Consider the following 26,915-nt stretch of genomic DNA (forward strand, 5'->3'; position numbering starts at 1 on the left):
CCAAGGCCACGAGACCCCTCGTGGCCTTTGTCGTTTCCGGCCCGCGGTGCAGCACATCGCAACAGGCCGGGCGCGGCGGCCACGCCGGGGTCTGGTGGTTCCCTCAGCCTCTCGCCATGAAGGAACACACACCATGCCCAGCCGTCCGCGTCGGCCCGCCCACCCGACCGCTCACCCGGCCGCCCGCTCCGCCGCCACCGTCGAGGGGGCGGCACCATGAACACGGCGCTCTACCTGTCGTTCCTGGTGGCCAGCTGCGTCATCCTGGCCCTGCCCGGCCCGTCGTTCGCCTATGCCGTGGCCGTGGGCGCCCGGTCGACCAGGCGGGCCATCTTGCTCAATGCGGTGGGCATGGCCGTCGGTGGCCTGGCGATCGCCGGCGCGCTGGCCTTCGGTGCCGGCGAGTTGCTGGCCGCCTCGCCGTGGGCCGATGCGGCGCTGCGTGTCCTGGGCTGCGCCTACCTGATCGGCCTGGGCATTCGGACCTTCTTCGCGCCCGTCGCTGAAGCGGCCGACACGCCGGTGCCGGCGCCACGGGCCCGCGCGGGCGGCGCACTGCTGCAAGGCTTTCTGGTCGAGACGGCCAACCCCAAGGCGATCCTCTTTTATGCGTCGCTGATGCCGCAGTTCGTCGATCGGCAGCTCGGCCACCCGCAGCAGCAGCTGCTGGTGCTCGGCGCCAGCTTCGTCGCGCTGCAGCTGGCCTGGGACCTGGCCTTGATGCTCGGCGTGATGCGCCTGCGAACGCGCCTGCTGCGCCTGCGCTCGGCCCGCGCCCAGCGCGCCACCAACCGCCTCAGCGGTGCCACGTTCGCCGCGATGGGCGCCGCCCTGTTGTGGCACGAACACGGCCAGCCCTGAGCAGATGAACACGCCCCACCTTCACGAACCGAAAGACGCCCCGATGCTGCAGACCCTCCCGCCCGTGGCCGGCTCGATGCCCCTTGCCCCGCTGCAGGCCTTTGCCGACTTCCCGATCCACGCGCTGATGCCGTTCACGCAGCGCCCGCAGCTGGTCTTCACCGAAGGCCGCGGCAGCTGGCTGCAAGACTCACAAGGCCGCCGCTACCTTGACCTGGTGCAGGGCTGGGCCGTCAACACGCTCGGCCATGCACCGCCCGAGATCGCCGCCGCGCTGGCCGACCAGGCCGGCCGCCTGCTGCACGTGGGCCCGGGCTTGCACAACGCCCCGGCGATCGCGCTGGCCGAGCGGCTGACCGCGTTGAGCGGGCTCGGCCGCTGCTTTCTCGCCGGCAGCGGCGCCGAGGCCAACGAGGGTGCGATCAAGCTGGCGCGCAAGTTCGGCCGCAAGAAGCGCGGCGGTGCGCACGAGATCATCACTTTCCGCAACGCCTTTCACGGCCGCACGCTGGCCACGATGAGCGCCAGCGGCAAGCCCGGCTTCGACACGATGTTCGCGCCGCAGGTGCCGGGCTTTCCGAAGGCCACGCTCAACGACATCGGCTCGGTCACCGCACTGATCGGCCCCGGCACGGTGGCGGTGATGCTGGAGCCGATCCAGGGCGAGGCCGGCGTGGTCGAGGCGACCCCCGATTTCCTGCGCGCGCTGCGGCGGCTGTGCAACGAGCTGGGCCTGCTGCTGATCGTCGACGAAGTGCAGACCGGCATCGGCCGCACCGGCACCTTGTTTGCGCACCAGCGCGCCGGCATCACGCCCGACGTGATGACGCTCGGCAAGGGCCTGGGCGGCGGCGTGCCGATCGCTGCGCTGCTGGCGAAGGACGAGGTCTGCTGCTTCGAGCCGGGCGACCAGGGCGGCACCTACACCGGCAACCCGCTGGTCTGTGCCGCCGCGCTGGCGGTGCTGCAGGTGGTGACGGCCACGGGCTTTATCGACGCGATGAACGAGCGGGCCACGCAGTTTCGCGACGGGCTGGACGCGCTGGCCTTGCGCGAAGGCGGCCCGCCGTGCAGCGGCCAGGGCCTGCTGCTGGCGCTCGAGCTGCCGCAGCCCGGCCGCGCGCAGCGGCTGGCCGACGCATTGCGCGAGCGCCCCGGCCAGGGCCTGCTGCTCAACGCGGTGCGGCCCGAGCGCCTGCGCCTGATGCCGGCCCTGAACGCCACCACAGCTGAGCTGGCTTTGGCCCTCGCCTGGCTGGACGAAGCCTTGCACGCGACGGCTTGACGACCAGGGCGAGGACGGGGACGACGCCGGTCAAGCCGGGCACAGGCAGGCCCTGGCGGCATCGACGATGGTGTCCACCGTCTTGGCCCGCAGCGCAGCCTGATCGGCCCACGGGTAGCGCCGGTTGATCAGCCGCGCGTGCAAGTAGCCCACCATCATCGACATGCGCAGGTCACGCGCCAGCAGGCAGCCGGCGCGGTCGCCGCCCAGCTCGTCGGCCCAGGCCTCGAGAATGCCAAGCGACAGGTCGACGACCCGGTGGTAGCTGGGCAGGTCGGTCACGCTGGTGGCCTTGCGCGGCGCCAGCGTCTGCTCGGTCATGAAGACGAGGCGAAAGTGATCGGGGTGCGTTTCCCAGTAGGTCATCGCCGCCTCGGTGCAGGCGCGCAGCCGCGCGCTTGGCGACGCGCCGGCGGCGTCGACCGCCGCGCTGACGTCGGCAAAGACGTCTTTCATGACGAAGTCCCACAGGCCCTGCACCAGCTCGGACTTGTCGGCGAAGTAGCGGTACAGCGCCATCGCCGACAGGCCCACCGCCGACGCCACCGCCCGCATCGTCAGCGCGTTCAGGCCGTCGCGGCCGTAGATCTCGAAGGCGGCATCGAGGATCTCGCGGCGCAGCTTTTGCTGGTCGTCCACGCTGCCGCGGCGGACCCGCTCATGCCGGATCGGCCGTGCAACCGATTCCACTGTGGTCTTGTTCATGTCACAAAGACCATATCCGGCTGACATGTATGTTTACAAGTAAGTTTGTGCAGTTTTTCGCACGCTTTTCCGCCTCTCGTGGCTTGGCTTGATATCCGATAAACGAGGCTGTGCGGGTTGACCCTGATGCCCGCGTCCAACAGTCGGAGACAGAAATGGGTTTTCTTTTGAACATGAAGATCGGTACGCGGCTGAGCCTGGTGCTCGGCGGCGTGCTGTTGATGATGGCGGCGATGGTCGGCACGGGCATGTGGGGCTTGAACTCGCTGTTCAGCATGACCAAGCAAACGCTGGAGCAAGACGTGGTCCTGGCCCAGCATGCGGCCGACCTGCAGATCCTGGTGCTGCAAGAGCGCCGCTTCGAGAAAGACGCGTTCATCAACCTGGCCGATGCCGACAAGCGCAGCGGTTATGTGAAGAAGTGGAAGGACGCGGGCGCCAAGCTGCAGGCCATGCTCACGGCCATCGGCGCACTGCAACTGGCCGACGAGGACAAGCAGGACGTGGCGCGCATTGGCGAGTCGTTCAAGGCTTACGCGGCGGGCTTCGAATCGACCGTGGCCGGCATCGAGGGCGGCCAGATCGCCTCGACCCAGGACGCCAACACCGCGCTGGGCAAGTTCAAGGAAGCGGTGCACGGCATGGAGAAGGCCGTCGATGCGGTCAACGAGCGTGCGATGAAGCGTGCCGAGGCCGTCGTCGGCCATGTGGATGAAGTGCGGGGCCGCAGCGCGTCGATCCAGATCGCGCTGGCGGCTGTCGGCATGCTGCTGGCCGCCGTCAGCTGCTGGTTCGTCACCCGCTCGATCACCGGGCCCCTGAAGCAGGCCGTGACGGTGGCCGAGACCGTGGCCGCCGGCGACCTGAGCTCACGCATCGAAGCCCGCTACCGCGACGAGCCCGGCCAGTTGCTGGCCGCGCTGCAGCGCATGAACACCAGCTTGGTCGACATCGTGGGCCGAGTGCGCCATGCCAGCGAATCGATCGCCACCGGCTCGACGCAGATCGCCAACGGCAACGCCGACCTGAGCCAGCGCACCGAAGAACAGGCCAGCAACCTGCAGCAGACCGCCGCGTCGATGGAAGAGCTGACGGCCACCGTCAAGCACAACGCCGACACCGCGCGCCAGGCCACCCAGCTGGCCACCAGCGCCTCGACCGTGGCCGCCCAGGGCGGCACGATGGTCGGCCAGGTCGTGCAGACGATGGACGACATCAGCGCCAGCTCGAAGAAGATCGCCGACATCATCGGCGTGATCGACGGCATCGCGTTCCAGACGAATATCCTGGCGTTGAACGCCGCCGTCGAGGCGGCACGCGCCGGCGAGCAGGGCCGCGGCTTCGCGGTGGTGGCCGGCGAGGTGCGCTCGCTGGCCCAGCGCAGCGCCCAGGCCGCCAAGGAGATCAAGACCCTGATCGGCGAAAGCGTCGAGAAGGTGGAAAACGGCACCCGGCTGGTCGCCGATGCCGGCCAGACGATGGACGACATCGTCAACCAGGTCAAGCATGTGAGCGACCTGATCAGCGAGATCAGCAGCTCGAGCCTCGAGCAGAGCAGCGGCATCGGCCAGATCGGCCTGGCCGTGACCCAGCTCGACACCGTGACGCAGCAGAACGCCGCGCTGGTGGAAGAAAGCGCCGCCGCCGCCGACAGCCTGAAGGTGCAGGCCGGCAGGCTGGCCGAGATGGTGGCAGTGTTCAAGCTCGCGGCCTAAGGCAACGCCGAACAAGTCCCTCGCGGGGACCTGTTCAGCGTCGCCCTGAGCGCCACCCCACGAAAAAGGGCACCCTCGCGGGTGCCCTTCTGCTTGACGAAGCCTGAAGGTTCAGCGCTTCTTCAGCAGCTCGTTGACGGCCGCTTCGGTCTGCAGGTCGCGGCCGGTGGCCAGCAACGCCGGGTCGTGCGGCACCTTGATGTCCGGCTCGATCAGCGCCTTCTCCATGAACTCGCCCTTCGCGTCGCGGAAGCCGACCTCGGGGATGCCGAAGTACAGCGTGCTGTCTTGCAGCGTCTCCCACCACACGGCCGTGCCGGTGCCGGCCACCGGCATACCCAGCAGCTTGCCGATGCCCAGCTTGCGGTAGGTCCACGGGAACAGGTGGGCGTCGGAGTAGTTGCTCTCGCTCATCAGCACGATCGACGGCTTGACCCACTTGCCGGTCGGCTCCCAGCCCAGCTGCTGGCCGCGCGGCAGGAACTCGAGGTACTGCTTGCCCGACAGGAAGGTGGCCAGCTCGTCGTGCAGGTTGCCGCCGCCGTTGAAGCGGGTGTCGACGATCAGCGCCTCTTTGCCGCTGTGGCGGCCCAGCACCTCGGAGAACACGTCGCGGTAGCTGTCGTCGTCCATGCCGCGCACGTGCACGTAGCCCAGGCGGCCGTTCGACAGCTTCTCGACCATCTCGCGCTCGGTCTTGACCCAGCGCTTGTAGAGCAGCTCGTTCTGCTCGGGCAGCGCGATCGGCTTGACGACCTGCTCGAAGCGCTTGTTCTTCGCCGGGTCGAACACGCTCAGCTCGATGCGCTTGCCGGCCTTCTGGTTCAGCAGCGAGTCGACCTCGGCGCCGGCCGCGATGGCCACGCCGTCGATCTTCTCGATCACCATGCCAGCCTTCAGCGAGACCTTGGCATTGACCAGCGGCCCGCCTTCGATCACCTCGGCGATCTTCAGGCCGGCGCCGGTGTAGGCCTCGTCGTAGAACGCGCCCAATGCGGCGGTGGCGTCGGCGTCTTTCGGGTGCGGGCGGTAGCCCGAGCCGGTGTGCGACACGTTCAGCTCGCCCAGCATCTCGCTCATCGCCTCGGCGAAGTCGTGGTTGTCGGCAATGAACGGCAGCTGGCGTTCATACACCTTGCGGTAGTAGCCCCAGTCGACGCCGCCCATGTCGGCCACGTAGAGCTTCTCGCGCGTCTGGCGCCAGATGTGCTCGAACATCTCTTGCCGCTCGGCCACGCGGTCCAGCCGCATCTCGGCGCTGAACTCCATCGGCTCGGCCTTGACCTCGCCTTCTTCCTTGGGCACCTTGAACTTCTTGATGCTGCCGCTGACGAGCACGAAGCCGTTCTCGCCCTTCGCGTCGAGCTGGATGTCGACACCGTCGGGCTCGCCGCGCTCGGCCTTGCCGGCCGGGAACTCGGCCACCTTCTTGACCGCCTTCTGGCGCGGCTTGAGCGACCACAGCTCATAGGCCTCGGCCGTCTGCACGAGGTAGAACAGCGTTTCGCCGTCGGGCGTCGTCGCCGCAGCGCGCAACGGGCCCGAGTTCGGCGTCAGGCGCACGACGCGGTCTTCCAGGCCCTCGCGCTCGACCTTGACCGGCTCGGGCAGCTTGATGACGTCTTCGTCATCGTCCTTGCCCTTCTTCTTGTCGTCGGGCTTGGCCTTGTCGTCCTTCTTGTCGCCGTCTTTCTTCTCGTCCTTGTCTTCTTCCTGCTTCTTCAGCAGCGCGAACTCGCTCTTCTCCAGGTTGAAGCGGTCGAACGCCTCCTGGGTGAAGAACATCGCGAACAGGTCCAGCTGCGCCGCGCCGCCGGTGCCGTGCAGGCCCATGCGGTCGCTGTACCAGAGCATGGCCTTGCCGCCGTGGGTGAACAGCGGGTGCACGTCTTCGTAGCCGCTCTTGGTCAGGTTCAGCAGCGGGCCCTTGCCTTGCGCGTCGATCAGGCCGACCTCGTTGCTCCAGCGGTTGTGGTCGACGAAGTTGACCAGCAGTGACTTGCCGTCGGGCGACCAGTCGAACCACTGGTCGCCGTCGGCGTACGAGTAGTTCATGTTGCCCGGCAACACCTCGCGCAGCTTGCCGCTGGCGATGTTGAGCACCTTCAGCGTGGTGCGGCCTTCGAGGAACGCCACCTCCTTGCCGTCGGGCGAGTAGCGGGGCTGGAAGTTCTCTTTGCCGTTCTTCAGCAGCGTCTTGACCTGCACGTTCGAGGCGCTGAAGAAGTAAGGCGTGTCCTTCTTCTTGCCCGGCAGGTGGGCTTCGTAGAGGTTCCACGACCCGTCGCGCTCGCCGGCAAACACCAGGCGGCGGCCGTCAGGGCTGAAGCTGAGCGAGCGCTCTTGGGCCGGCGTGTCGGTGATGCGGCGGGTGTCGCCGAATTCGGTCGACGCGACGAAGACCTCGCCGCGCACGATGAAGGCCACCTCCTGCCCGTCGGGGCTGACGGCGATCTCGGTCGCGCCTTCGCTGAGCTTGACGTTCTCGATCCGGTCGACGCGGGTGTCGGCCGCGATCTGCACCGCCACCTTCCTCGGCTCGGTGGCGCCGGGCGCCAGCGTGTACAGCTCGCCGTCGTAGCCGAAGCTCAGCGTGCCGTTCTTGGCGATGCTCAGAAAGCGCACCGGGTTCTTCGTGAACTGGGTGACCTGGGTCGCCGCCTCGGGCTGGTTCAGCGGCATCTTCCAGACGTTGAACGAACCGCTCTTTTCGCTCAGGAAGTAGACCGACTGATCGTCCGGCGCCCAGACCGGGTTGCGGTCTTCACCGCCGAAGTTGCTGAGCTGGCGGTGCTGGCCGGTCTTGGCGTCATACAGCCAGATGTCGCGCGCCACCGGCGAAACGTGATGCTTGCGCCACGCGTTTTCGTAGCCCTTCACGTCTTCATAGACGAACTGCGTGCCGGCGCTGTTGAACTGACCCGCCATCGCCGGCGTGGTCAAGACCTGCGTCGGCCGCTTGCCACCGTCGACCGAGACCTTGTAGAGCTCGCTCATCAGGCCGCTGGGAAACTGCACGTTGGTGCGCGCATCCATGCGCGATGCCCTGAACAGCACCTCTTTGCCGTCCGGCGTGAACGACAGCGGCACCTCGCCGGCCGAATGCGTCGTCAAGCGGCGCGATGGGCCACCGGCCGCATCGACCACGAAGACGTCGAAATTGCCGTGCGTGTCGCTCGCATAGGCGATGCTGCGGCCATCGGCCGACCAGACCGGCGAGAAGCTGTGGTGGCCATTGCCGACCAGCAGCCTGGCCACGCCGCCGCCCGCGGGCACGACGAACAGGTTGCCCTGGAAGGCAAAGGCAATCTCCTGCCCGCTGGGCGAGATGGCCGAGTAGCGCAGCCACAGCGGGTCCTTCAAGGGGCCCAGCGGGGCGGCCGCGGCCTGCGCCTGCGTGGCCAGGGCCGTGGTGAGCATCAGCGCCGCCAGGCGGCAGGGGGTCAGTCGTCGTTGCATGGTTCTTGAGGGAGCGCCGGATTTCGAAGGGCGCCAATATGCCTCACGGCGAGGATGGAATAGACCCCGGTCCGACGAAATGCGCCTTCGCGGGGATGAACCGCCAGTGCCCCGGCGCCCCACCCCCGGGTGAACCCGAGGTTCGGTGCGCCATCGACCGTTGCTCGGGCGCCGCGCAAGCCCACGGCAGGGTGCATGGATTGAAGCCCCGGCGCACAATCACCGCAGACGCCCGCACAGACCGGGTGCCCAGGGAAGGCTGGTGCCAAGAACCGTTTTCACGCCACGCGCCGTGAAGCGCAGTTCGCCACTGCAGTGGGGGTGGCCGCCGCTGATCGCCTTTGCGGTCGCGATGACGGTCGCCGCCGGCGCGGTGATCTGGCGCGAGTTCGATGCCGAGGGCCGGCAGGCCGACGCCCAGCTGCACGCGCTGGCCGAGCTGCGCGCCACGCAGGTCGAGGCATGGGTGCAGCGGCAGATGACGCTGGCCCGGTTCCTGTCCACCGGCCCGGCGGTGGGCGAGCTGTACCAGCGCTGGACCACCCATCACGACGCCGATGCCGGCCAGCGCCTGCTGGCGCGGGCGATCGACTTTCGCCGCGCCAACGACGAAGACAGCGTGCTGATCGTCGACGGGCAGGCCCGCGTGATCGCCAGCGAGCACCCACAGGCCAACGGCAGCAGCCCCGAGCTGGGCGCCGCGTTGCGCGCCGCGCTGGCCAGCGGCACGCCGTCGCACACCAGCGTGTACCGCGAAGACGGCTCGCCCATGCCGCTGCGCTTCGACGTCGTCGTGCCGCTGCAAGACGCCGGCGCGGCGCCACCGGGCGCGATCGTGCTGCGGATCGACCCGCGCCGCGCGCTGTTCCCGATGCTGACGACCTGGCCGGTGCCCAGCACCAGCGGCGAATCGGTGCTGTGGCGCATCGACGGCGCGCTGGCCGTCAACCTCAACGACGTGCGCGGCCGGCCTGACAGCGCCGGTCAACTGACCCAGCCGGTGGCCACCTCGTCGCTCGCCGTGGCCCGCGTGAGGCGGGCCGAGGTCGGTGTCGGCCAGGTCATGCGCGCGCTCGACTACCGCGGCGTGCCGGTGCTGGCCACGGTGCGCGCGATCCGCGGCACCGACTGGTGGCTGGTCTCGAAGATCGATGTCAGCGAGGTCGAGGCGCCGGCCTGGCGCATCACCTGGTGGACGCTGGCCACCGCGGCCCTGTCGCTGTTCGGCCTGGGCCTGACCAGCCGGCTGTGGACGCAGCGCCAGGCGCTGCGGCTGGCCCACCACGACCGGGCGCAGCAGGAGGCGCGCATCGAGGCGCTGGGTCTGCTCGAGGCGATCGCGAAGAGTTCGTCCGAGGCCATCTTCGCGAAGGATCTGCAGGGCCGCTACGTGTTCGTCAACCGCGCCGCCTGCGTCGAATTCGGCAAGCGGGCCGACGAGGTGATCGGCCAAGACGATGCGGCCCTGTTCGGCCCGGCCTGGGCCGACGAGATGGCCGCGCACGACCAGGCGGCCTGGCGCGCCGGCACGCCGCAGGTGTTCGACGAGCGCCTGCCCGGCCCGAATGGCGAGCGTGTCAAGCTGTGCACCCGCGGCCCGCTGTTCGGTGCCGACGGCCAGCGCATCGGCGTGTTCGGCGTGTCGCGCGACATGACCACCGCACGCCAGGCCGAGCGTGCGCTGCGCGACAGCGAGGCCCACTACCGCACGGTCGTCTCGGTGCTGAACGAAGGCGTGCTGGTGTGCGACCCGCAGGGCGCGGTCATCAGCTGCAACCCGGCGGCCGAGCGCATCGTGGGGGCGTTGCAGCGCGACTGGCAGGGCCGCTCGGTGGTGGCGCCCGGCTGGACGCCGCTGCGCGCCGACGGCACGCCGATGCCGCCCGAAGAAACGCCGCCCGGCCGCGTGCTGAGCGGCCAGCCGGCGCAACAGGGCGTGCTGCTGCACACGGTCAGCCCCAGCGGCGCCAAGACCTGGTTCGAGGTCAGCGCCCTGCCGGTGCTGAGCCCCGACACCGGCGCGCTGATGGCGGTGGTCACCTCGTTCTTCGACGTCACCAAGCGCAAGCAGCAAGACGACGCGATCGCCCGCCACCGCGACGAGCTGGAAGAGGTGGTGGCCGCACGCACGCGCGAGCTGCAAGAGGCGGTCGAGCGGCTCGAGGGGCTGGCCCGTTTCAACCGCACGCTGACCGACACGCTACCCGGCCGCGTGGCCTATTGGGACCGCGAGCTGCGCTGCCGCTTTGCCAACCGCGGTTTTCTCGAGTGGTTCGGCCGGTCGGCCGACGAGGTGCTGGGCCACACCGACGCCGAAATCTTCGGCCCCGAGTACCGCCAGCGCAACCGGCCGCGCCTGCTGGCCGCCCTGCGCGGCGAGGCCCAGCACTTCGAGCGCGAGCAGACCACCGCCAGCGGCGAGACCGTCGTCCACCAAGTGCACTACCTGCCCGACGAGGCCACGCCGGGCCAGGTGCTGGGCGTGTGCGTGATGGCCTTCGACATCACCGCGCTCAAGCGCGCCGAGACCGAGTTGCGCAGCGCCAATGCCGAGCTGCAACGCTCGCGCAACGAGGCCGAGGCGGCCAGCCGCGCCAAGAGCGCGTTCCTGGCCAACATGAGCCACGAGATCCGCACGCCGATGAACGCGATCATCGGCCTGACCCACCTGATGTCGCACGAAACGCGCGACGTGGTGCAGCAAGAACGCCTGGGCAAGGTGGACCACGCGGCCAAGCACCTGCTGCAGGTGATCAACGACATCCTCGACCTGTCGAAGATCGAGGCCGGCAAGATGAGCCTGGAGCTGACCGACTTCGGCCTGGCCACGCTGCTGGAGCAGACGGCCGAGCTGGTGGCCGAACGCGCCCGCGAGAAGGGCCTGGCGCTGACGCTGGACACCGGCCAGCTGCCCGCGCGCCTGCGCGGCGACCCGACCCGGCTGTCGCAGGCGCTGCTGAACCTGCTGTCGAACGCGGTCAAGTTCACCCAGCACGGCTGGGTGCGCCTGAGCGGCCAGGTGCTGCTGCGGCAAGCCCAGCGCGCGCAGCTGCGCTTCGAGGTGCAGGACACCGGCGAAGGCATCGCCCCCGACCGCCAGGCCGCGCTGTTCAACGCCTTCGAGCAGGCCGACAGCTCGATCGCCCGCCGCCACGGCGGCACCGGCCTGGGCCTGGCGCTGACACGCCACCTGGCCGCGATGATGGGCGGCGAGGCCGGCGTGCACAGCGAGCCGGGTGTCGGCAGCACCTTCTGGATCACCATCTGGCTCGACGAGGCGCAAGAGCCCGCGGGGGATCTGGCCTTGCCATCGCCGATGGCCGAGAGCGAAGCCCTGCTGCGCCGGCATCACGCCGGCCAGCGCGTGCTGCTGGTCGAAGACAACGCGATCAACCAGGAGGTGGGCGGCGAGCTGCTCGACCGGGTCGGCCTGGCGGTCGAGACCGCGTCCGACGGGCGGCGCGCGGTCGAGCTGGCCAGCACCCGCGCCTACGACCTGATCCTGATGGACATGCAGATGCCGGTGATGGACGGCCTGGCCGCCACGCGGGCGATCCGCCGCCGCCTGGGGCCCGGCCTGCCGATCATCGCGATGACCGCCAACGCCTTCGGCGAAGACCGCAGCGCCTGCCTGCAAGCCGGCATGAACGACCACGTGGCCAAGCCCGTCGACCCGGCCGGGCTGTACACCACGCTGTTGCGCTGGCTGCCCGAGCGGGCGCCGCGGCCCGAACAGGCGCCCACCACGGTGCCGATCTGGCAGCGGGCGGCCGCGCGCCCGGCCCCGCAGGCGCTGCGCCCGATCGTCGAGCGGCTGGCCTCGGTGCCCGCGCTCAACCTGCCCCAGGCGCTGGACAACCTGGGCGGCAGCCCGGTGGCGCTCGAGCGCGTGCTCGCCAGCTTCGTCAAGGCCTATCGGCACGGTGTGCCGGGCCTGCTGGGCGAGCCCGCCCCCGATGCCGAGCCATGGCGCGCGCTGTGCCATTCACTGCGCGGCGCCTGCAGCGCCATCGGCGCCGAGGCCCTGGCCCGGCAGACCCAGGCGCTGGAGCAGCAACTGCAAGCCGGGCACGACCCGGCCACGCTGCGGCCCCAGGCCCAGGCGCTGCACGACGAGCTGCTGCGCCTGGCCGGCCTGCTCGATGCCCGCCTCAGCAGCGACCGGGTCAGTTAGGGCCCGCCGCCGGCCACCGGCTTCGTACACTGCGGTGAACGGGGCACGGTTATCCAGGCATGCAGTCGCGCGGCGTTCACCTTCAATACAGCTTCGAGGCCCAGGGCCAGCGTGGCGCGGCGCTGGACAACCCACTGTTCGACCTGCTCACCGCCGTGCACGAGCAGGGCTCGATCCAGCATGCGGCGCGGGCCACCGGCGCGTCTTACCGCCATGTGTGGGGCGCGCTCAAGCGCTGGGAGGGTGTGCTGGGCGAGCCGCTGGTGCATTGGGTGCGCGGCCAGCCGGCGCGCCTGACGCCGTTTGCCGAGCGCCTGCTGTGGGCCGAGGCGCGCGCCCGCGCCCGCCTGACGCCGCACATCGAGGCCTTGCGCGCCGAGCTGGAGCGCGTCGTCGCCGAGGCCCTGGACGGCAGCCAGCAGGTGCTCACCGTCTACGCCAGCCACGACCTGGCGCTGCCGCTGCTGCGTGAACAAGCGAGCGCCGCGCAGCGGCTGCACATCGACCTGCGCTTTGCCGGCAGCATGGACGCGCTGCGTGCCCTGGCCGAGGGCCGCTGCCAGGTGGCGGGCTTTCACGTGCCGCCGCTGGCCGACAGCCGGCACCTGTTTGCGCAGGCGCTGAAGCCGCTGCTCAAGCCGGGGCGGCACAAGCTGATCGGTTGCAGCCGACGCAGCCAGGGCCTGATCGTGGCGGCCGGCAACCCGCTCGGCCTGCGCAGCCTGGCCGACGCGGTGGCGCTGAAGCTGCGTTTCGTCGACCGCCAACCCGGCTCGGGCACCCGGCTGCTGACCGAGCACCTGCTGGCGCAGCACAAGCTGGCCCCCACGAGCCTGCACACCGGCGCGCCCGAAGACAGCCACAACGCGGTGGCCGCGGCGGTGGCCAGCGGCGGGGCCGATGCGGGGCTGGGTGTCGAGGCCGCGGCCCGCGCCTATGGCCTGGGCTTCGTGCCGCTGGTGCAGGAAGACTACTTCCTTGTCTGCCTGAAAGACGCACTGGCGCACCCCGGCGTCGTGAAGCTGCGCGAAGCGCTGGCCGCGCCGGCGTGGCGCCAGGCGCTGGGCACCCTGCCCGGCTACGACAGCGCCGAGGGCCCGGGCGAGGTGCTGTCGCTGACCCGTGCGCTGCCGTGGTGGCACTACCGCGCGGCCAAGGCCAAGGCCGCCGCTGTGAGCCGCTGATCCGCCGGCATGTGAATGAAGGGGTCAGTGCGCCCCGCGAAAGCGGTCAGTGCGCCCCGCGCACGTGCTTGGCGGCCGAGGTCTTGGCCTTGGCCTTGGCGACCTTGCCGGCCGCCCCGTCGATGCCCTGCAAGATGCCGCACTCGGCGATCGCATGCGGCGCGGTGCAGCGTGCGCGCAAGGTGCGCAGCTCTTTTTCCAGCGCTTTCAGCTCGCGGATGCGCCGGGCCACGTGTTCGATGTGCTCGTCCAGCAGCAGGTTCACTTCGCCGCAGTCCGCCTGCGGCGAATCCCTGAACCGCAGCAGCGCGCGCACCTCGTCCAGGGTCATGTCCAGGTTGCGGCAATGGCGGATGAAGCCCAGCCGCTCGGCGTGGGCGGCAGCATAGATGCGGTAATTGCCCTCGGTTCGCGCGGGCGCGGGCAGCAGGCCCTCTCGCTCGTAGAAGCGGATGGTCTCGATGGGTGTTCCGCTGGCCCGGGCCAGTTCACCGATGCGCATCGACAAGCCCCCTCGACACGGAAGGTGTCGCGCTTGACTCTACACCCGCTACAGGGTTTTGAATGGCGGTCATGAAGCACCAGCATCAGGGCGGCGACCGCGGTCATGCGCACCACGATCACCACGGTCATGACGACGACCACGGCCACGACCATGCACATGCCTCGCCGGCCCCTGCAGCCAGCTGCGGCAGCTGCGGCGCCGACGACCACGCGGCACCCCGCGCCGAGGCGCCGTTGCCGTCGGGTTTCACCGGCCTGCGCTTGCGCATCCCGGCGATGGACTGCGCGGTCGAAGAGGCCGAGATCCGCCGTGCGCTGGAGCCGATCGCCGGCATCCGGGGCCTGCGCTTTCGGCTGGCCGAACGCAGCCTGGCGATCGACGCCGAGCCGGTGGTGGCCGAGCAGGCGGCGGCGGCCATCCGCCACGCCGGCTTCGACGCCACGCCGTGGCCGCAGGCGCCCGCAGGCAGCGCGCAGGCCGACGACCACGACGCCACGGCCGGTGGCCTGCCGCGGCTAGTGGCAGCGCTGGCCCTGGCCGCCGCGGCCGAGTTGCTCGCGCTGGCCCCATGGACCGGCGCGTGGGTCGCGCCGCTGGGCATGGCGCTGGCCGCCGCGGCGATCGCGCTGGCCGGCCTGGGCGTGTTCAAGAAAGGCCTGACCGCCCTGCGACACCTGCGCCTGAACATCAACGCGCTGATGAGCGTGGCGGTGGCCGGCGCGTTCGTGCTCGGCCAGTGGCCCGAGGCAGCGATGGTGATGGCGCTGTACTCGATCGCCGAGCTGATCGAGGCCCGGGCCGTCGACCGCGCCCGCCATGCGATCACCGGCCTGCTGGCGATGGCGCCCGAAGAGGCCGCCGTGCGCCAGGCCGACGGCTCGTGGCAAGCCATGCCGGCCGCCCAGGTGCAGGTCGACGCCACGGTGCGCGTGCGCCCGGGCGAGCGGGTGCCGCTGGACGGCGTGGTGGTCGAGGGCAGCTCGGCCGTCAACCAGGCGCCGGTCACCGGCGAGAGCATTCCGGTCGACAAGGCCGTGGGCGACCCGGTCTTCGCCGGCACCATCAACGAAAGCGGCACGCTGTCGGTGCGGGTGACCGCGCTGGCGACGAACTCGACGCTGTCGCGCATCATCCACGCGGTCGAACAGGCGCAAGGCAACCGGGCGCCGACCCAACGCTTCGTCGACCGCTTTGCGGCGATCTACACCCCCGCGGTGTTCGTGATGGCGCTGGCGGTGGCGCTGCTCGGGCCGCTGGCGCTGGGCTGGAGCTTCACGGCCGCGGCCTACAAGGCGCTGGTGCTGCTGGTGATCGCCTGCCCCTGCGCGCTGGTGATCTCGACCCCGGTCACCGTGGTCAGTGGCCTGGCGGCCGCCGCGCGACGCGGGATCCTGATCAAGGGCGGTGCGTACCTGGAACTGGCGCGCCAGCTCAAGGCGGTGGCCTTCGACAAGACCGGCACCATCACCGAAGGCCAGCCCAGCCTCGTCAGCTGGTCGATGCTCGACCCAGCGCAAGACCAGGCGCAGGCCGAGCGGCTCGCCGCCGCGCTGGCGGGCCACTCGGACCACCCGGTCTCCAAGGCGATCGCCGGCGGCCTCACGCCCACCACCGTCGAGCCCAGGGGCTTCGTGGCGCTGGGTGGCCGCGGCGTGCAAGGCGAGATCGACGGCACCGTCTACGTGCTCGGCAACCACCGGCTGGTGCACGAGCGCGGGCAATGCTCGCCAACGCTGGAGGCCACGCTGCAAGCACACGAGAAGGCCGGCCAGACGGTCAGCCTGCTGGCGTCGGATGCCGGCGTGCTGGCGGTGTTCGCGGTGGCCGACAAGATCAAGGCCACCTCCCAGGCCGCGGTGGGCGACCTGCGCTCGCTCGGCATCACCCCGGTGATGCTGACCGGGGACAACCAGCTGACGGCCGAGGCGATCGCGCGCCAAGCCGGCATCGACGAGGTGCAGGGCAACCTGCTGCCCGAAGAGAAGCTGGGCGCCATCCAGGCGATGCAGGCGCGGCACGGCCCCACCGCGATGGCCGGCGACGGCATCAACGACGCCCCGGCGCTGGCGCAGGCCGACATCGGCATCGCGATGGGTGGCGCCGGCACCGACATCGCGATGGAAACCGCCGACGTGGTGGTGATGAACGACGACCTGCACCGCATCGCCGACACGGTGCGACTGTCGCGCCAGACACATGCGGTGCTGCTGCAGAACATCACGCTGGCACTCGGCATCAAGGCGGTGTTCTTCGTGCTGGCGGTGTTCGGCTCGGCCACGATGTGGATGGCTGTGTTCGCCGACATGGGCGCCAGCCTGCTGGTCGTGGGCAACGGCCTGCGGCTGCTGCGCGCGGCCCGGCGGTGAGCGCCCGACCCGCGCTGCCATCGCCGCCCTAACCCGCCAAGTGCTGGCCCAGGTGGTCGACGAAGGCCCGCACTTTCGGCGAGAGCTGCCGGCTCGATGGCCACAGCGCGTTGAACCGGCCGCCGGCGCTGAGTTGCTGGTCGAGCAGGCTCACCAGTTGGCCCTCGGCCAGCGCGTCGCCAACCAGAAAGTCCGGTAGGCAGGCGATGCCCAGGCCGCGCCGCGTGGCGCTGAGCACCGCCTCGATGTTGTTGCAGGCGAGCACGGTTCGCAGCCGGGCGTCGATGTCGGGTGTGGCCTGCAGCATCGGCCAGTCGAGCAGCTTGCCGGTGTTCGGGTGCCGAAAGCGGATCGACGCGTGGCCCTGCAACTCACCCACCTGCGTCGGCGTGCCGTGCCGCGCCAGGTAGGCGGGTGAGGCACACAGCAACAGCCGAAACGGCTGCAATGGCCGCGAGACCAGGCGCGAGTCGGGCAGGTCGCCGCTGCGGATCGCGATGTCGATCGACTCTTCGATCAGGTCGACGCTGCGGTCGGTGAAGTTGATGTCGAGCTCGACCTCGGGGTAGCGGGCCAGAAAGTCGGGGATCAGCGGCATCAGGAAGTGGTGGCCGACGATCGGCGCGCTGACGCGCAGCCGGCCCCGCGGCGCTTGCCGCGTGTGCACCAGCATCGCCTGCGCGTCGTCGAGGTCGTCGAGCACGCGCCGGCAGCGCTCGTGGAACAGCCGGCCCTCGTCGGTCAGTTGGACACGGCGGGTGCTGCGGTGCAGCAGCCGCACGCCGACCTCGTGCTCCAGCCGCGCCACCGCCTTGCCAACCGCCGAGGCCGAGATCTCCAGCGCCCGCCCCGCCGCGACGAAGCTGCCCAGGTCGGCCGTTTTCACGAAGGCCAGCAGGCCGCTGAGCTTGTCCATCGCCATAGATCGATCTCAATTGAAGCGAATCATTCCGCAATGAACGGATTCTGAGGCTGTTTCCGATTCATTCAGGCTCGAATAGCCTTGGTTGATGATTCCGCCAAGCAAGACCGCCCGGGCCGCCGGCATCGCCGCGCTGTTGTTGCTGCCGCTGCTGCTGCAGGCCGGCGGCACGCACTGGGTGCGCTCGGTCGACACCTGCCTGCTGTACCTGATGCTGGCGCTGGGCATGAACGTGGTGGTCGGCTGCGCCGGCCTGCTGGACCTGGGTTACGTGGCCTTCTACGCCATCGGCGCCTACCTGTTCGCGCTGTTGAACTCGCCGCACCTGAGCGAGAACTTCGCGGCGATCGGCGCGGTGTTTCCCACCGGCCTGCACACGCCGTGGTGGCTGGTGATCCCGCTCGCAGCCGTGCTGGCCGCCGTGCTCGGCATGGTGTTGGGGGCGCCCACGCTCAAGCTGCGCGGCGACTACCTGGCCATCGTGACGCTGGGCTTCGGCGAGGTCGTGCGGATCCTGATCAACAACCTGGGCGGCGCGCCCGTCAACATCACCAACGGCGCGCAGGGCGTGGGCCCGATCGACCCGATGCACCTGCTGGGGGTGGACCTGGGCCAGCCGCTGGCCATCGGCGGCCTTCACCTCGCTCCGGTCACGCTGTACTACTACCTCTTCCTCGCGCTGACGGTGGCCACGGTGGTCGTCTGCCACCGCCTGGAGCGCTCGCGCATCGGCCGCGCCTGGATGGCGATCCGCGACGACGAGGTCGCCGCCGAAGCGATGGGCCTCGACACCCGGCGCCTGAAGCTGCTGGCCTTCGGCATCGGCGCAAGCTTCGGCGGCGTGGCCGGCGCGATGTTCGCGGCCTTTCAAGGCTTCGTGTCGCCCGAGGCGTTCAGCCTGCAGGAGTCGACCTTCATCGTCGCGATGGTGGTGTTCGGCGGGCTGGGCCACATCCCGGGTGTGGTCCTCGGCGCGGTGCTGCTGACGGCGTTGCCGGAGGTGCTGCGCTACGTGGCCGGGCCGCTTCAAAGCATGACCGACGGCCGGCTCGACGCGGGCATGCTGCGCCCCTTGCTGATCGCGCTGACGATGATCGGCACGATGCTGCTGCGGCCCCGGGGCCTGTGGCCCGCGCCGGAGCATGGCGCCGCGCCTCGACGGCCGGCCGGACACCCTCGGCAGCGTGCGGGCCTGCCGGCCTATCGTTTACAGCCGCCGAGATCTCCGCAATGATGCGGCTCACGCGTCGGCCGCCGGCCGACCCGCCCGCCTCTCGAAGGAGCCCCCATGAGGCGCCTGCCCACTGCCTGTCTGCTTCTGTTGCTGCCTGCGCTCGCCGCGGCCGACGCCAACTGGCGCCGCCCGATCACCGCGCCGCAAGACTTTCTCGGCGGTGAGCCCGAGCCCGCCATCGAGTTGAGCGAGGCGTGCAAAGCCACCGTCGCGCCCAGGTTGGCCAGCGTTCGCCACGTTCGGCTCGCCGACACCGAGGTGCAGGCCCTCGAAACCTGCATGAAAGAGCCGATCGGCCAGACCGGCAAGATCATCCATGCGCTGAGGGCGGTGCGCATCGGCACCAGCGGCGGCTCGTACCAGGTCTACTTCAACAAGACCCAGGCTTTCGTCTTCCACGGCTCGTTCGACAAGCTGCCGCTGACCGACGCGATCGTGCTGGTGGCGACCGACGGCGAGATCACCGACTCGTTCGCCGACGCGGCCACGCTGGACTGATCAGACGGCGCAGCCGGCTTCCGGCGCCGCGTGCCCGTCGCCGAGGAACACCGGCTCCGGGATCCGCCAGCCATAGCGCACGGCCGTCAGCTCGGCCAGGATGCTGACCGCGATCTCGGGCGGCGTGCGCGCGCCGTTCTTGATGCCGACCGGCCCGTGCAGCTTGGCCAGCGTCGGCTCGTCGAGGCCGAAGTGTTCGGCCAGCCGCTGCTTGCGCTTGGCCTGGTTCACGCGAGAGCCAATGGCGCCGATGTAGAACGCGGTCGAGTGCAGCGCCTCCATCAGCGCCAGGTCGTCCAGCTTGGGGTCGTGGGTCAGCGCGATCACGGCGGTGTGCGGGTCGGGCTTGAGCGCCTGCACCGCGTCGTCGGGCATGTCGCGCACATAGCGCACGCCGGGCAGCGGCTCGGCCGGGGTGTATTCGTCGCGCGGGTCGCACACCGTCACCTGGTAGTCCAGCGCCTGCGCCATCTGCGCCAGGTAGTGCGTCATCTGCCCCGCGCCGACGATCAGCAGGCGCCAGTTCGGGCCGTGCGTCGTCACCAGCCGGGTCTCGTCCAGCACCACCACGTCGGCGCCTTCGGGCTCGCTCAGCGTGACCACGCCGGTGGCCAGCACCAACTCGCGCCGCACCTGCTCGCCGGCCTGCAGCAGCTTCAGCAGCGGCTCGATCTGGCTGTGGTCGGCCAGCGGTTCGAGCACCAGTTCGAGCGTGCCGCCGCAAGGCAGGCCGAAGCGCGCGGCCTCGTCGCCCGAGACGCCGTAGCGAACGACATCCGGGGCGGTGGCGAGCATCACGCGGGCCTTGGTGCGCTCGATCAGGTCGTCTTCGATGCAGCCGCCCGAGACCGAGCCGGCGATCGCGCCGTCGTCGCGCACCGCCACCACCGAGCCCACCGGCCGCGGCGCCGAGCCCCAGGTGCGGGTGACCGTGCCCATGACCACGCGGTGGCCGGATTCGCGCCACGCCACCACCTGGCGCAGGATGTTCAGATCGACGTTGTCCATGGCGCCAGTGTGGCGGATCTGCGTTGCCCGTGCAGCGCAGCGGATTCCCCAAGCCCACGCCCCAGTTGCTCCGTTCTGGAACACACCCGGGTGAAACCCTGATGCCCCGCCCCATCCCTTGCAGGACAGTGGTAGGTGTTTGTGGCACCAGCCAGCGGCGCTCCGGCTGCCTAAGATGCAGCGCACCCGGGGGCGTCCGCAGTCCGGCGTTCTTTCCTGGATGCTTGTCAAAGGAGACGACATGACCATGCTGACGCTGAAGGTCAACGGGCGCGAATTGACGCGCGACGTCGAGCCTTCCACCCTGCTCGTGCAGTTCATCCGGGAGGGGCTTCAGCTCACCGGCACCCATGTCGGCTGCGACACCGCGCAATGCGGCGCCTGCACCGTGCACATCGACGGCCGCGCCGTGAAGAGCTGCAACATGCTCGCCGTGCAAGCCGCCGGGCACGAGCTGACCACCATCGAAGGCCTGGCCGCCGCCGACGGCACGCTGCACCCGATGCAGGCCGCCTTCAACGAGTGCCACGGCCTGCAATGCGGCTTCTGCACCCCGGGCATGGTGATGAGCGCGGTCGACCTGGTGAAGCACCACGCGTGCAGCACCGACCAGGAGGTGCGCGAGGGGCTGGACGGCAACTTCTGCCGCTGCACCGGCTACCAGAACATCGTCAAGGCGGTGCGCCAAGGCGCCGCTTCGATGAAGCCTTGAGGAGCACACCATGAACGCACGTCAAGGTTTCGTTGGCCAGAGCGTCAAGCGCCGCGAGGACGCCCGCTTCCTGACCGGCACCGGCCGCTACACCGACGACATCACGTTGCCGGGCCAGACCTACGGTTATTTCCTGCGCTCGCCCTATGCGCACGCGACGCTGAAGAAGGTCGACACCGAGGCCGCGAAGGCCGCGCCTGGCGTGCTGGGCGTGTTCACCGGCGAGCACTTCAAAGATGTGGGCGGCCTGCCCTGCGGCTGGTTGATCAACTCGATCGACGGCACGCCGATGAAGGAGCCCAAGCACCCGATCCTGGCCGATGGCAAGGTGCGCTACGTGGGCGACCGCATCGCCCTGGTCGTCGCCGAGACGCTGGAGCAGGCGAAGCAAGCCGCCCAGCTGATCGACGTGACCTTCGACGAGCTGCCGGCCGTCGTCGACCCGACCGAGGCGCAAAGCGCCCAGGCGGCGCTGCACACCGAGTCGCCCGACAACCGCTGCTACCAATGGCACATCGGCGACGCCGCGGGCACCGAGGCGGCGATCAAGAGCGCGGCCCACGTCACCACGCTGACCTTCCGCAACAACCGGCTGATCCCGAACGCGATCGAGCCGCGCGCGGCCAATGCGTCGTACGACCGCGCCGGCGACAGCTACACGCTGTACGTGGCCAACCAGAACCCGCACGTCGAGCGCCTGCTGATGTGCGCCTTCGTGCTCGGCATCCCCGAGCACAAGATGCGCGTCGTCGCGCCCGATGTGGGCGGTGGCTTCGGCTCGAAGATCTTTCTCTACGGCGAAGAGACCGCGCTGGTCTGGGCCAGCAAGCGCATCAACCGGCCGATCAAGTGGACGGCCGAGCGCAGCGAATCGTTCCTGTCCGACGCGCACGGCCGCGACCACGCCACCACCGCGCAACTGGCGCTCGACAAGGACGGCAAGTTCCTCGCGCTGAAGGTCGACACCACGGCCAACCTCGGCGCCTATTTGTCGACCTTCTCGAGCTGCGTACCGACCATCCTCTACGCCACGCTGCTGGCCGGCCAGTACACGACGCCGAAGATCAGCGCCACCGTGACGGCCGTGTTCACCAACACCTCGCCGGTGGACGCCTACCGCGGCGCCGGCCGGCCCGAGGCCACCTACGTGGTCGAGCGCATCGTCGAGACGGCCGCCCGCGAGCTGGGCATGGACCCGGGCGAGATCCGGCGCAAGAACTACATCCACGAGTTCCCCTACGCGAGCCCGGTCGGCCTGACTTATGACATCGGCGACTACGACGCAACGCTGAACCGCGCCGAGCAGCTGGCCGACGTCAAGGGCTTCCCGGCCCGGCAAAAGGCCAGCGAGGCCAAGGGCCTGAAACGCGGCATCGGCTACTCGGCCTACATCGAGGCCTGCGGCATCGCGCCGTCGAGCGTGGCGGGCGCCCTGGGCGCGCGGGCGGGCCTGTTCGAGGCCGGCGAGGTGCGCGTGCACCCGACCGGCAAGGTCACCGTCTTCACCGGCAGCCACAGCCATGGCCAGGGCCACGAGACGACCTTTGCGCAGGTGGTGGCCGACAAGCTGGGCATCGCGCTCGAAGACGTCGAGATCGAGCACGGCGACACCAGCAAGGTGTTGTTCGGCATGGGCACCTACGGCTCGCGCTCGCTGGCCGTGGGCGGCACCGCGATCGTCAAGGCGCTCGACAAGGTCATCGCCAAGGGCAAGAAGATCGCCGCCCACCTGCTGGAGGCGGCCGACACCGACATCGAGTTCGAAGGCGGCCAGTTCAAGGTGGCCGGCACCGACAAGGCGGTGCCTTTCGCCTCGGTGGCGCTCACGGCCTATGTGCCGCACAACTTCCCGCACGACAAGCTGGAGCCGGGGTTGAACGAGAACGCGTTCTACGACCCCAGCAACTTCACCTACCCCGCCGGCACCTACATCTGCGAGGTTGAGGTCGACCCCGCCACCGGCGCCACGCGCATCGACAAGTTCACCGCTTGCGACGACTTCGGCAACGTCGTCAACCCGATGATCGTCGAGGGCCAGGTGCACGGCGGGCTGGCCCAAGGCATTGGCCAGGCGCTGCTCGAAAACGGCGTGTACGACAAGGAGACCGGCCAGCTGCTGACCGGCAGCTACATGGACTACGCGATGCCGCGCGCCGACGACCTGCCGACCTTCACGGTCGAAACGGTCAAGGGCACGCCCTGCACCCACAACCCGTTGGGTGTGAAGGGCTGCGGCGAGGCCGGCGCGATCGGCTCGCCGCCGGCGCTGATCAACGCGATCTGCCATGCGCTGGGCGTGAAGGACGTGCCGATGCCGGCCTCGCCCTACAACGTCTGGCAAGCCATCAAGAACAACCGTTGAACTGACAAGGAAAGGAACACACCATGCAAGCCTTTGCTTATCAGAACCCCGGTTCGGTGGCAGACGCGGCCAAGGCCGCGTCCCACGGCGGTGCCAAGCTCGTGGCCGGCGGCCAGTCGCTGCTCGCGGCGATGAAGCTCGGCCTGGCCGCGCCCGAGACGCTGGTCGACCTGGGCAAGATCGCCGAGTTGCGCGGCATCACCGTGGCCGGCGGCACCGTGACGATCGGCGCGATGACCACGCACGCCGAGGTCGCCGCGTCGAAAGACGTGCAGAAAGCCATCCCCGCGCTGGCCCAACTGGCCAGCGAGATCGGCGACCGGCAGGTGCGCAACCGCGGCACCATCGGCGGCAGCCTGGCCAACAACGACCCCGCGGCCGACTACCCCGCCGCGGCCCTGGGCCTGGGCGCGACGATCCAGACCAACCAGCGCAGCATCACGGCCGACGACTTCTTCACCGGCCTGTACGAGACCGCGTTGAAAGATGGCGAGGTCATCACCGCAGTCAAGTTCCCGGTGCCCGAGAAGGCCGGCTGGCAGAAGTTCAAGCAACCCGCGTCGCGCTTTTCCACCGTCGGCGTCTTCGTCAGCAAGGGGTCGGCCGGCACCCGCGTGGCCGTCACCGGCGCCAAGGCCTGCGTCTTCCGCGTCAATGCGCTGGAGACCAAGCTGCAGTCAAGCTGGGACGCTGGTTCTTGCAACGGTGTCTTCGTGCCGCCCGCCGACATGACGACCGACCTGCACGGCACCGGCGAATACCGCGCCGCGTTGATCCCGGTGTTGGCCGGCCGCGCGGTGGCCGCCAGCTGACGGCCCAGCGCCGTGACCCCAAACGCCGCACTCGCTGCGGCGTTTCTTTTCGCACCGCCCATGAGCCTGGACCCCACTCCCCTGCCAACCTCGATCGACGCCACCGCCGAGGCGCTACTGGCCCACGACTACGTGGCCGAGCGGGAGTTGGCCACCACTGTCTTCCTGGCATTGAAGCTGCAGCGCCCGCTGTTTCTCGAAGGCGAGCCCGGCACCGGCAAGACCGAGATCGCCAAGACGCTGGCCGCGATGCTGGGCCGGCCGCTGATCCGCCTGCAATGCTTCGAGGGGCTGGACCTGGCCGGTGCCGCCTACGAATGGAACTACGCCCGGCAGATGATGGCGATCCGCGTGGCCGAGGCCGAAGGCACGGCCGCGCACGGCCGGCTCGACGACGAGTTGTTCGGCGAGCGGTTCCTGATCAAGCGCGCACTGCTGCAGGCCATCGACCCGGCCAACCTGGTGCCGCCGGTGCTGCTGATCGACGAACTCGACCGCGCCGACGAACCCTTCGAGGCCTTCTTGCTCGAGGTGCTGTCCGACTTCCAGATCACCGTGCCCGAACTCGGCACCGTGCGCGCCGTCGAACCGCCGATCGTCGTGATCACGTCGAACCGCACCCGCGAGATCCACGACGCGGTGAAGCGCCGTTGCCTCTACCACTGGGTCGGCTTTCCGGATGCGGCGCGCGAGCGCGCGATCCTGGCGCGGCGCGTGCCTGGCGCGCCCGAGGCGCTGTCGGCTCAGATCGTGGCTTTCGTGCAGAAGCTGCGTGGCATCGACCTCTACAAACTGCCCGGCGTGGCCGAGACCATCGAATGGACACGCGCGCTGATGGCGTTGGATGCCATGGTGCTGGACCCGCAGACGGTGCAGCACACACTGGGCGTCATCCTGAAGTACCAGGACGACATTGCCCGCATGCAAGGCGGCGAGGCGGCGCGGTTGTTGGCCGAGGTGCAGGATGCGATGCGAAACGCTGGGCACGCATGAGATGAAGCCGTTCTGGGCCGAGGTGGGAGCTCGATCAGGGCGGTGGGGCACTCTGTTCCGCGAATGTCCCCCGCTGCCAGCCGCAGGCTGTCAGCTCCTCCTAATATTTCGCTGCACAGAGCACCCCACCGCCCTGATCGGGCACCGTCGTGCCTGTTCAACGAAGGGCAAACCACCGAGGTGGCCGAAGCTGTCGGGCAACCGCCGCAGCGAAATATTAGGAGGAGGGGCCGGGCCAGGCCCGGCCCCGGGGGACATTCGCGGAGGCGGTTGCCCGGCAGCTTGGGCTCGCGCCCGGCTCACCCATTGAGGCCGACGTGTTCGCGGCCACGTCCACATCAAGCCTACCCGGCCACCTCGCCGACAACGTGCTGCACTTCGCCCGCGTGCTGCGCGATGCCGGCCTGCCTGTCGGCACCGATCGCATTCAGCTCTCGCTGCAAGCCCTCGCCGCCGGGGCCCTTCAAAGCCGGCGCGATTTCAAGGCGGCCCTCGCCGCCTGCTTCATCGACCGCGCCGAGCACCGCGCGCTGTTCGACCAGGCCTTCGAACTCTTCTGGCGCGACCCCGACCTGCTGGGCCGCATGATGGCGATGCTGCTGCCCAAGGTGCATGCGCGCGACGGCGGCACCGCGCCGCTGCCCATGCAAGAAAACCGCCGCCTGGCCGACGCGCTCTTCCCGCCCGGCAGCGCGCCGCCGCCGCCACCCGCCGCGCAGCAGCCACCCGACGCGGTGGAGATCCACGCGCCCTTCACCGCCAGCGAGCGCGAGGTGCTGCGCCACCGCGATTTTGAGTCGCTGACCGCGGCCGAATGGCGCGAAGCCAAGCGCCTGGTGATGCGCATCGCCACCTTCACGCCACCGCTGCCCACACGCCGGTTCGCGCGCGACCCGCGCCCCGGCCACATCGACTGGCGCGCCAGCCTGGCCGCGATGGCCCGCCATGGGGGCGACGCGGGTGCGCTGCGCTGGCGCCGCCCGCGCGAGCAGCCGGCGCCGCTGGTCGTGCTGGCCGACATCTCCGGCTCGATGACCAGCTACTCGCGCATGCTGCTGCACTTTGCCCATGCGCTGGCCCAAAGCGACCTGCGCGTCGCCAGCTTCGTCTTCGGCACCCGCCTCACGCCCATCACCCGCTCGCTGCGCCAGCGCGACCCCGACATCGCGATTGCCGATGTGGCGCGACAGGTGCAAGACTGGTCCGGCGGCACGCGCATCAGCGAGAGCCTGCATGCCTTCAACCGCCACTGGGCGCGCCGCGTGCTCGGCGGTGGACGCGCCACCGTGCTGCTGGTGACCGACGGCCTGGAGCGTGGCGACACCACCCAGCTCGCCTTCGAAACCGAGCGCCTGGCCAAGAGCTGCCGGCGGTTGGTGTGGCTGAACCCGTTGTTGCGCTACGCTGCGTTCGAGCCCAAGGCCGCCGGCATTCGCGCGATGCGGCCGCACGTCGATCTCTTCTTGCCCGCCCATAACCTGGCCAGCCTCGAACAACTCGCCGCCGTGCTCGCCCAGGCAGGCACACGGCGCCTGCCACCTCCCTTCACCGCCCACCCCGAATGGAACTGACCAGCCAGCAAGCCCTGCCCGTGTCCCAGCAAATCGCGTGGGGCGCGTTGAACGACACCGCGATGCTGCAAGCCGCGATCCCCGGCTGCGAGGCCATCACGCCTGGCGATGGGCCCAACCAGTTCGAAGTGGCCATCATGGCCGCGGTCGGCCCGGTGAAGGCGCGCTTCAAGGGCAAGCTCAGGCTCGAAGACCTGCAACCGCCCCACAGCTACACGCTGCACTTCGAAGGCCAGGGCGGCCAGGCCGGCCACGGCAAGGGCCACGCCACCGTGCGGCTGGAGCCCAATGGCCCCAACGAGACCGTGTTGCACTACACCGCACACGCCACCGTGGGCGGCAAGATCGCGCAAATCGGCTCGCGCCTGGTCGACATGGCCGCGCAGAAGATGGCCACCGACTTCTTCGCCAATTTCAACCAGGCGCTGATCGACCAGTACGGCAGGCCCGAGGCCATAGCCCAGCCCGAGGCCGAGCCCGCCGGCCTGATCGCGCGCCTGGTGGCGTGGATCAAGAAGCTGTTCAAAAGCTGACCCGGTCGGACGCGGC

Annotated in this window: 19 protein-coding genes; 14 read left to right on the top strand and 5 right to left on the bottom strand. The window is 69.8% G+C overall.

Annotated elements, in window-relative coordinates:
* The first annotated feature begins 216 nt into the window (after window positions 1-216).
* On the top strand, window positions 217-861 hold the full coding sequence (locus tag ACE3SG_RS05425; RefSeq protein ID WP_374562983.1) for a LysE family translocator: 645 nt from the start codon (window positions 217-219) through the stop codon (window positions 859-861).
* Window positions 862-904: 43 nt separating this feature from the next.
* Complete coding sequence (locus ACE3SG_RS05430; protein ID WP_374562984.1) at window positions 905-2,146, top strand: aminotransferase class III-fold pyridoxal phosphate-dependent enzyme; 1,242 nt, start codon at window positions 905-907, stop codon at window positions 2,144-2,146.
* Between the two features lie 30 nt (window positions 2,147-2,176).
* Here the strand turns inward: ACE3SG_RS05430 and ACE3SG_RS05435 are convergent, their stop codons facing one another.
* Complete coding sequence (locus ACE3SG_RS05435) at window positions 2,177-2,851, bottom strand: TetR/AcrR family transcriptional regulator (RefSeq protein WP_374562985.1); 675 nt, start codon at window positions 2,849-2,851, stop codon at window positions 2,177-2,179.
* Between the two features lie 155 nt (window positions 2,852-3,006).
* On the opposite strand from ACE3SG_RS05435, the gene ACE3SG_RS05440 reads away from it, so the two are divergent.
* On the top strand, window positions 3,007-4,566 hold the full coding sequence (locus ACE3SG_RS05440; RefSeq protein WP_374562986.1) for a methyl-accepting chemotaxis protein: 1,560 nt from the start codon (window positions 3,007-3,009) through the stop codon (window positions 4,564-4,566).
* A gap of 111 nt (window positions 4,567-4,677) precedes the next feature.
* Here the strand turns inward: ACE3SG_RS05440 and ACE3SG_RS05445 are convergent, their stop codons facing one another.
* Window positions 4,678-8,025, bottom strand: coding sequence for a S41 family peptidase (locus ACE3SG_RS05445; protein ID WP_374562987.1), 3,348 nt, complete (start codon window positions 8,023-8,025; stop codon window positions 4,678-4,680).
* Between the two features lie 292 nt (window positions 8,026-8,317).
* On the opposite strand from ACE3SG_RS05445, the gene ACE3SG_RS05450 reads away from it, so the two are divergent.
* Together ACE3SG_RS05450 and ACE3SG_RS05455 are read left to right on the top strand one after the other, a co-directional pair.
* Window positions 8,318-12,199 carry a PAS domain-containing protein gene (locus tag ACE3SG_RS05450; RefSeq protein WP_374562988.1) on the top strand — a complete coding sequence of 1,294 codons (3,882 nt, stop codon included), beginning with the start codon at window positions 8,318-8,320 and terminating at the stop codon, window positions 12,197-12,199.
* A 59-nt stretch (window positions 12,200-12,258) separates the two neighbouring features.
* Entirely contained in the window at window positions 12,259-13,383 is a 1,125-nt protein-coding gene (locus ACE3SG_RS05455) for a substrate-binding domain-containing protein (RefSeq protein ID WP_374562989.1), read from the top strand.
* Window positions 13,384-13,429: 46 nt separating this feature from the next.
* On the opposite strand, the gene cadR is transcribed toward ACE3SG_RS05455, so the two are convergent.
* Window positions 13,430-13,885, bottom strand: coding sequence for a Cd(II)/Pb(II)-responsive transcriptional regulator (gene cadR / locus ACE3SG_RS05460; RefSeq protein WP_374562990.1), 456 nt, complete (start codon window positions 13,883-13,885; stop codon window positions 13,430-13,432).
* Between the two features lie 62 nt (window positions 13,886-13,947).
* On the opposite strand from cadR, the gene ACE3SG_RS05465 reads away from it, so the two are divergent.
* Entirely contained in the window at window positions 13,948-16,254 is a 2,307-nt protein-coding gene (locus tag ACE3SG_RS05465; protein ID WP_374562991.1) for a heavy metal translocating P-type ATPase, read from the top strand.
* Window positions 16,255-16,282: 28 nt separating this feature from the next.
* Here ACE3SG_RS05465 and ACE3SG_RS05470 read toward each other — a convergent pair whose 3' ends face one another.
* On the bottom strand, window positions 16,283-17,170 hold the full coding sequence (locus ACE3SG_RS05470; RefSeq protein WP_374562992.1) for a LysR family transcriptional regulator: 888 nt from the start codon (window positions 17,168-17,170) through the stop codon (window positions 16,283-16,285).
* A 94-nt stretch (window positions 17,171-17,264) separates the two neighbouring features.
* Between ACE3SG_RS05470 and ACE3SG_RS05475 the strand changes: the two genes are divergently transcribed.
* The gene (locus ACE3SG_RS05475) at window positions 17,265-18,410 is read left to right on the top strand and encodes a branched-chain amino acid ABC transporter permease (RefSeq protein WP_374562993.1); all 1,146 of its coding nucleotides are present in this window, start codon (window positions 17,265-17,267) and stop codon (window positions 18,408-18,410) included.
* A gap of 54 nt (window positions 18,411-18,464) precedes the next feature.
* Window positions 18,465-18,908, top strand: coding sequence for a hypothetical protein (locus ACE3SG_RS05480; protein WP_374562994.1), 444 nt, complete (start codon window positions 18,465-18,467; stop codon window positions 18,906-18,908).
* Here the strand turns inward: ACE3SG_RS05480 and ACE3SG_RS05485 are convergent, their stop codons facing one another.
* Window positions 18,909-19,916: an XdhC family protein gene (locus ACE3SG_RS05485; protein WP_374562995.1), complete on the bottom strand. Its 1,008-nt coding sequence runs from the start codon at window positions 19,914-19,916 to the stop codon at window positions 18,909-18,911.
* A 241-nt stretch (window positions 19,917-20,157) separates the two neighbouring features.
* Between ACE3SG_RS05485 and ACE3SG_RS05490 the strand changes: the two genes are divergently transcribed.
* The 6 genes from ACE3SG_RS05490 (at window position 20,158) to ACE3SG_RS05515 (ending at window position 26,899) form a co-directional block, all read left to right on the top strand.
* Window positions 20,158-20,628, top strand: a complete 471-nt coding sequence (locus ACE3SG_RS05490; RefSeq protein ID WP_374562996.1) for a (2Fe-2S)-binding protein — start codon at window positions 20,158-20,160, stop codon at window positions 20,626-20,628.
* Window positions 20,629-20,638: 10 nt separating this feature from the next.
* On the top strand, window positions 20,639-22,990 hold the full coding sequence (locus ACE3SG_RS05495) for a xanthine dehydrogenase family protein molybdopterin-binding subunit (protein ID WP_374562997.1): 2,352 nt from the start codon (window positions 20,639-20,641) through the stop codon (window positions 22,988-22,990).
* A gap of 23 nt (window positions 22,991-23,013) precedes the next feature.
* Complete coding sequence (locus ACE3SG_RS05500; protein ID WP_374562999.1) at window positions 23,014-23,802, top strand: xanthine dehydrogenase family protein subunit M; 789 nt, start codon at window positions 23,014-23,016, stop codon at window positions 23,800-23,802.
* A 60-nt stretch (window positions 23,803-23,862) separates the two neighbouring features.
* Window positions 23,863-24,795 carry an AAA family ATPase gene (locus tag ACE3SG_RS05505; RefSeq protein WP_374563000.1) on the top strand — a complete coding sequence of 311 codons (933 nt, stop codon included), beginning with the start codon at window positions 23,863-23,865 and terminating at the stop codon, window positions 24,793-24,795.
* 317 nt (window positions 24,796-25,112) lie between these two features.
* Window positions 25,113-26,366, top strand: a complete 1,254-nt coding sequence (locus ACE3SG_RS05510; protein ID WP_374563001.1) for a VWA domain-containing protein — start codon at window positions 25,113-25,115, stop codon at window positions 26,364-26,366.
* Window positions 26,357-26,899, top strand: coding sequence for a CoxG family protein (locus tag ACE3SG_RS05515; RefSeq protein ID WP_374563002.1), 543 nt, complete (start codon window positions 26,357-26,359; stop codon window positions 26,897-26,899). The genes ACE3SG_RS05510 and ACE3SG_RS05515 overlap by 10 nt, the downstream gene beginning before the upstream one ends.
* Window positions 26,900-26,915 lie beyond the last annotated feature (16 nt).

The organism is Ideonella sp., from assembly GCF_041914305.1.
GTDB lineage: Bacteria > Pseudomonadota > Gammaproteobacteria > Burkholderiales > Burkholderiaceae_C > Ideonella.

Bases quoted from the DNA above. Each gene is read 5' to 3' on its own strand.
- ACE3SG_RS05425 (WP_374562983.1), top strand. From the start codon at position 217: ATGAACACGGCGCTCTACCTGTCGTTCCTGGTGGCCAGCTGCGTCATC.
- ACE3SG_RS05430 (WP_374562984.1), top strand. From the start codon at position 905: ATGCTGCAGACCCTCCCGCCCGTGGCCGGCTCGATGCCCCTTGCCCCG.
- ACE3SG_RS05435 (WP_374562985.1), bottom strand. From the start codon at position 2,851: ATGAACAAGACCACAGTGGAATCGGTTGCACGGCCGATCCGGCATGAG.
- ACE3SG_RS05440 (WP_374562986.1), top strand. From the start codon at position 3,007: ATGGGTTTTCTTTTGAACATGAAGATCGGTACGCGGCTGAGCCTGGTG.
- ACE3SG_RS05445 (WP_374562987.1), bottom strand. From the start codon at position 8,025: ATGCAACGACGACTGACCCCCTGCCGCCTGGCGGCGCTGATGCTCACC.
- ACE3SG_RS05455 (WP_374562989.1), top strand. From the start codon at position 12,259: ATGCAGTCGCGCGGCGTTCACCTTCAATACAGCTTCGAGGCCCAGGGC.
- cadR (WP_374562990.1), bottom strand. From the start codon at position 13,885: ATGCGCATCGGTGAACTGGCCCGGGCCAGCGGAACACCCATCGAGACC.
- ACE3SG_RS05465 (WP_374562991.1), top strand. From the start codon at position 13,948: ATGGCGGTCATGAAGCACCAGCATCAGGGCGGCGACCGCGGTCATGCG.
- ACE3SG_RS05470 (WP_374562992.1), bottom strand. From the start codon at position 17,170: ATGGACAAGCTCAGCGGCCTGCTGGCCTTCGTGAAAACGGCCGACCTG.
- ACE3SG_RS05475 (WP_374562993.1), top strand. From the start codon at position 17,265: ATGATTCCGCCAAGCAAGACCGCCCGGGCCGCCGGCATCGCCGCGCTG.
- ACE3SG_RS05480 (WP_374562994.1), top strand. From the start codon at position 18,465: ATGAGGCGCCTGCCCACTGCCTGTCTGCTTCTGTTGCTGCCTGCGCTC.
- ACE3SG_RS05485 (WP_374562995.1), bottom strand. From the start codon at position 19,916: ATGGACAACGTCGATCTGAACATCCTGCGCCAGGTGGTGGCGTGGCGC.
- ACE3SG_RS05490 (WP_374562996.1), top strand. From the start codon at position 20,158: ATGACCATGCTGACGCTGAAGGTCAACGGGCGCGAATTGACGCGCGAC.
- ACE3SG_RS05495 (WP_374562997.1), top strand. From the start codon at position 20,639: ATGAACGCACGTCAAGGTTTCGTTGGCCAGAGCGTCAAGCGCCGCGAG.
- ACE3SG_RS05500 (WP_374562999.1), top strand. From the start codon at position 23,014: ATGCAAGCCTTTGCTTATCAGAACCCCGGTTCGGTGGCAGACGCGGCC.
- ACE3SG_RS05505 (WP_374563000.1), top strand. From the start codon at position 23,863: ATGAGCCTGGACCCCACTCCCCTGCCAACCTCGATCGACGCCACCGCC.
- ACE3SG_RS05515 (WP_374563002.1), top strand. From the start codon at position 26,357: ATGGAACTGACCAGCCAGCAAGCCCTGCCCGTGTCCCAGCAAATCGCG.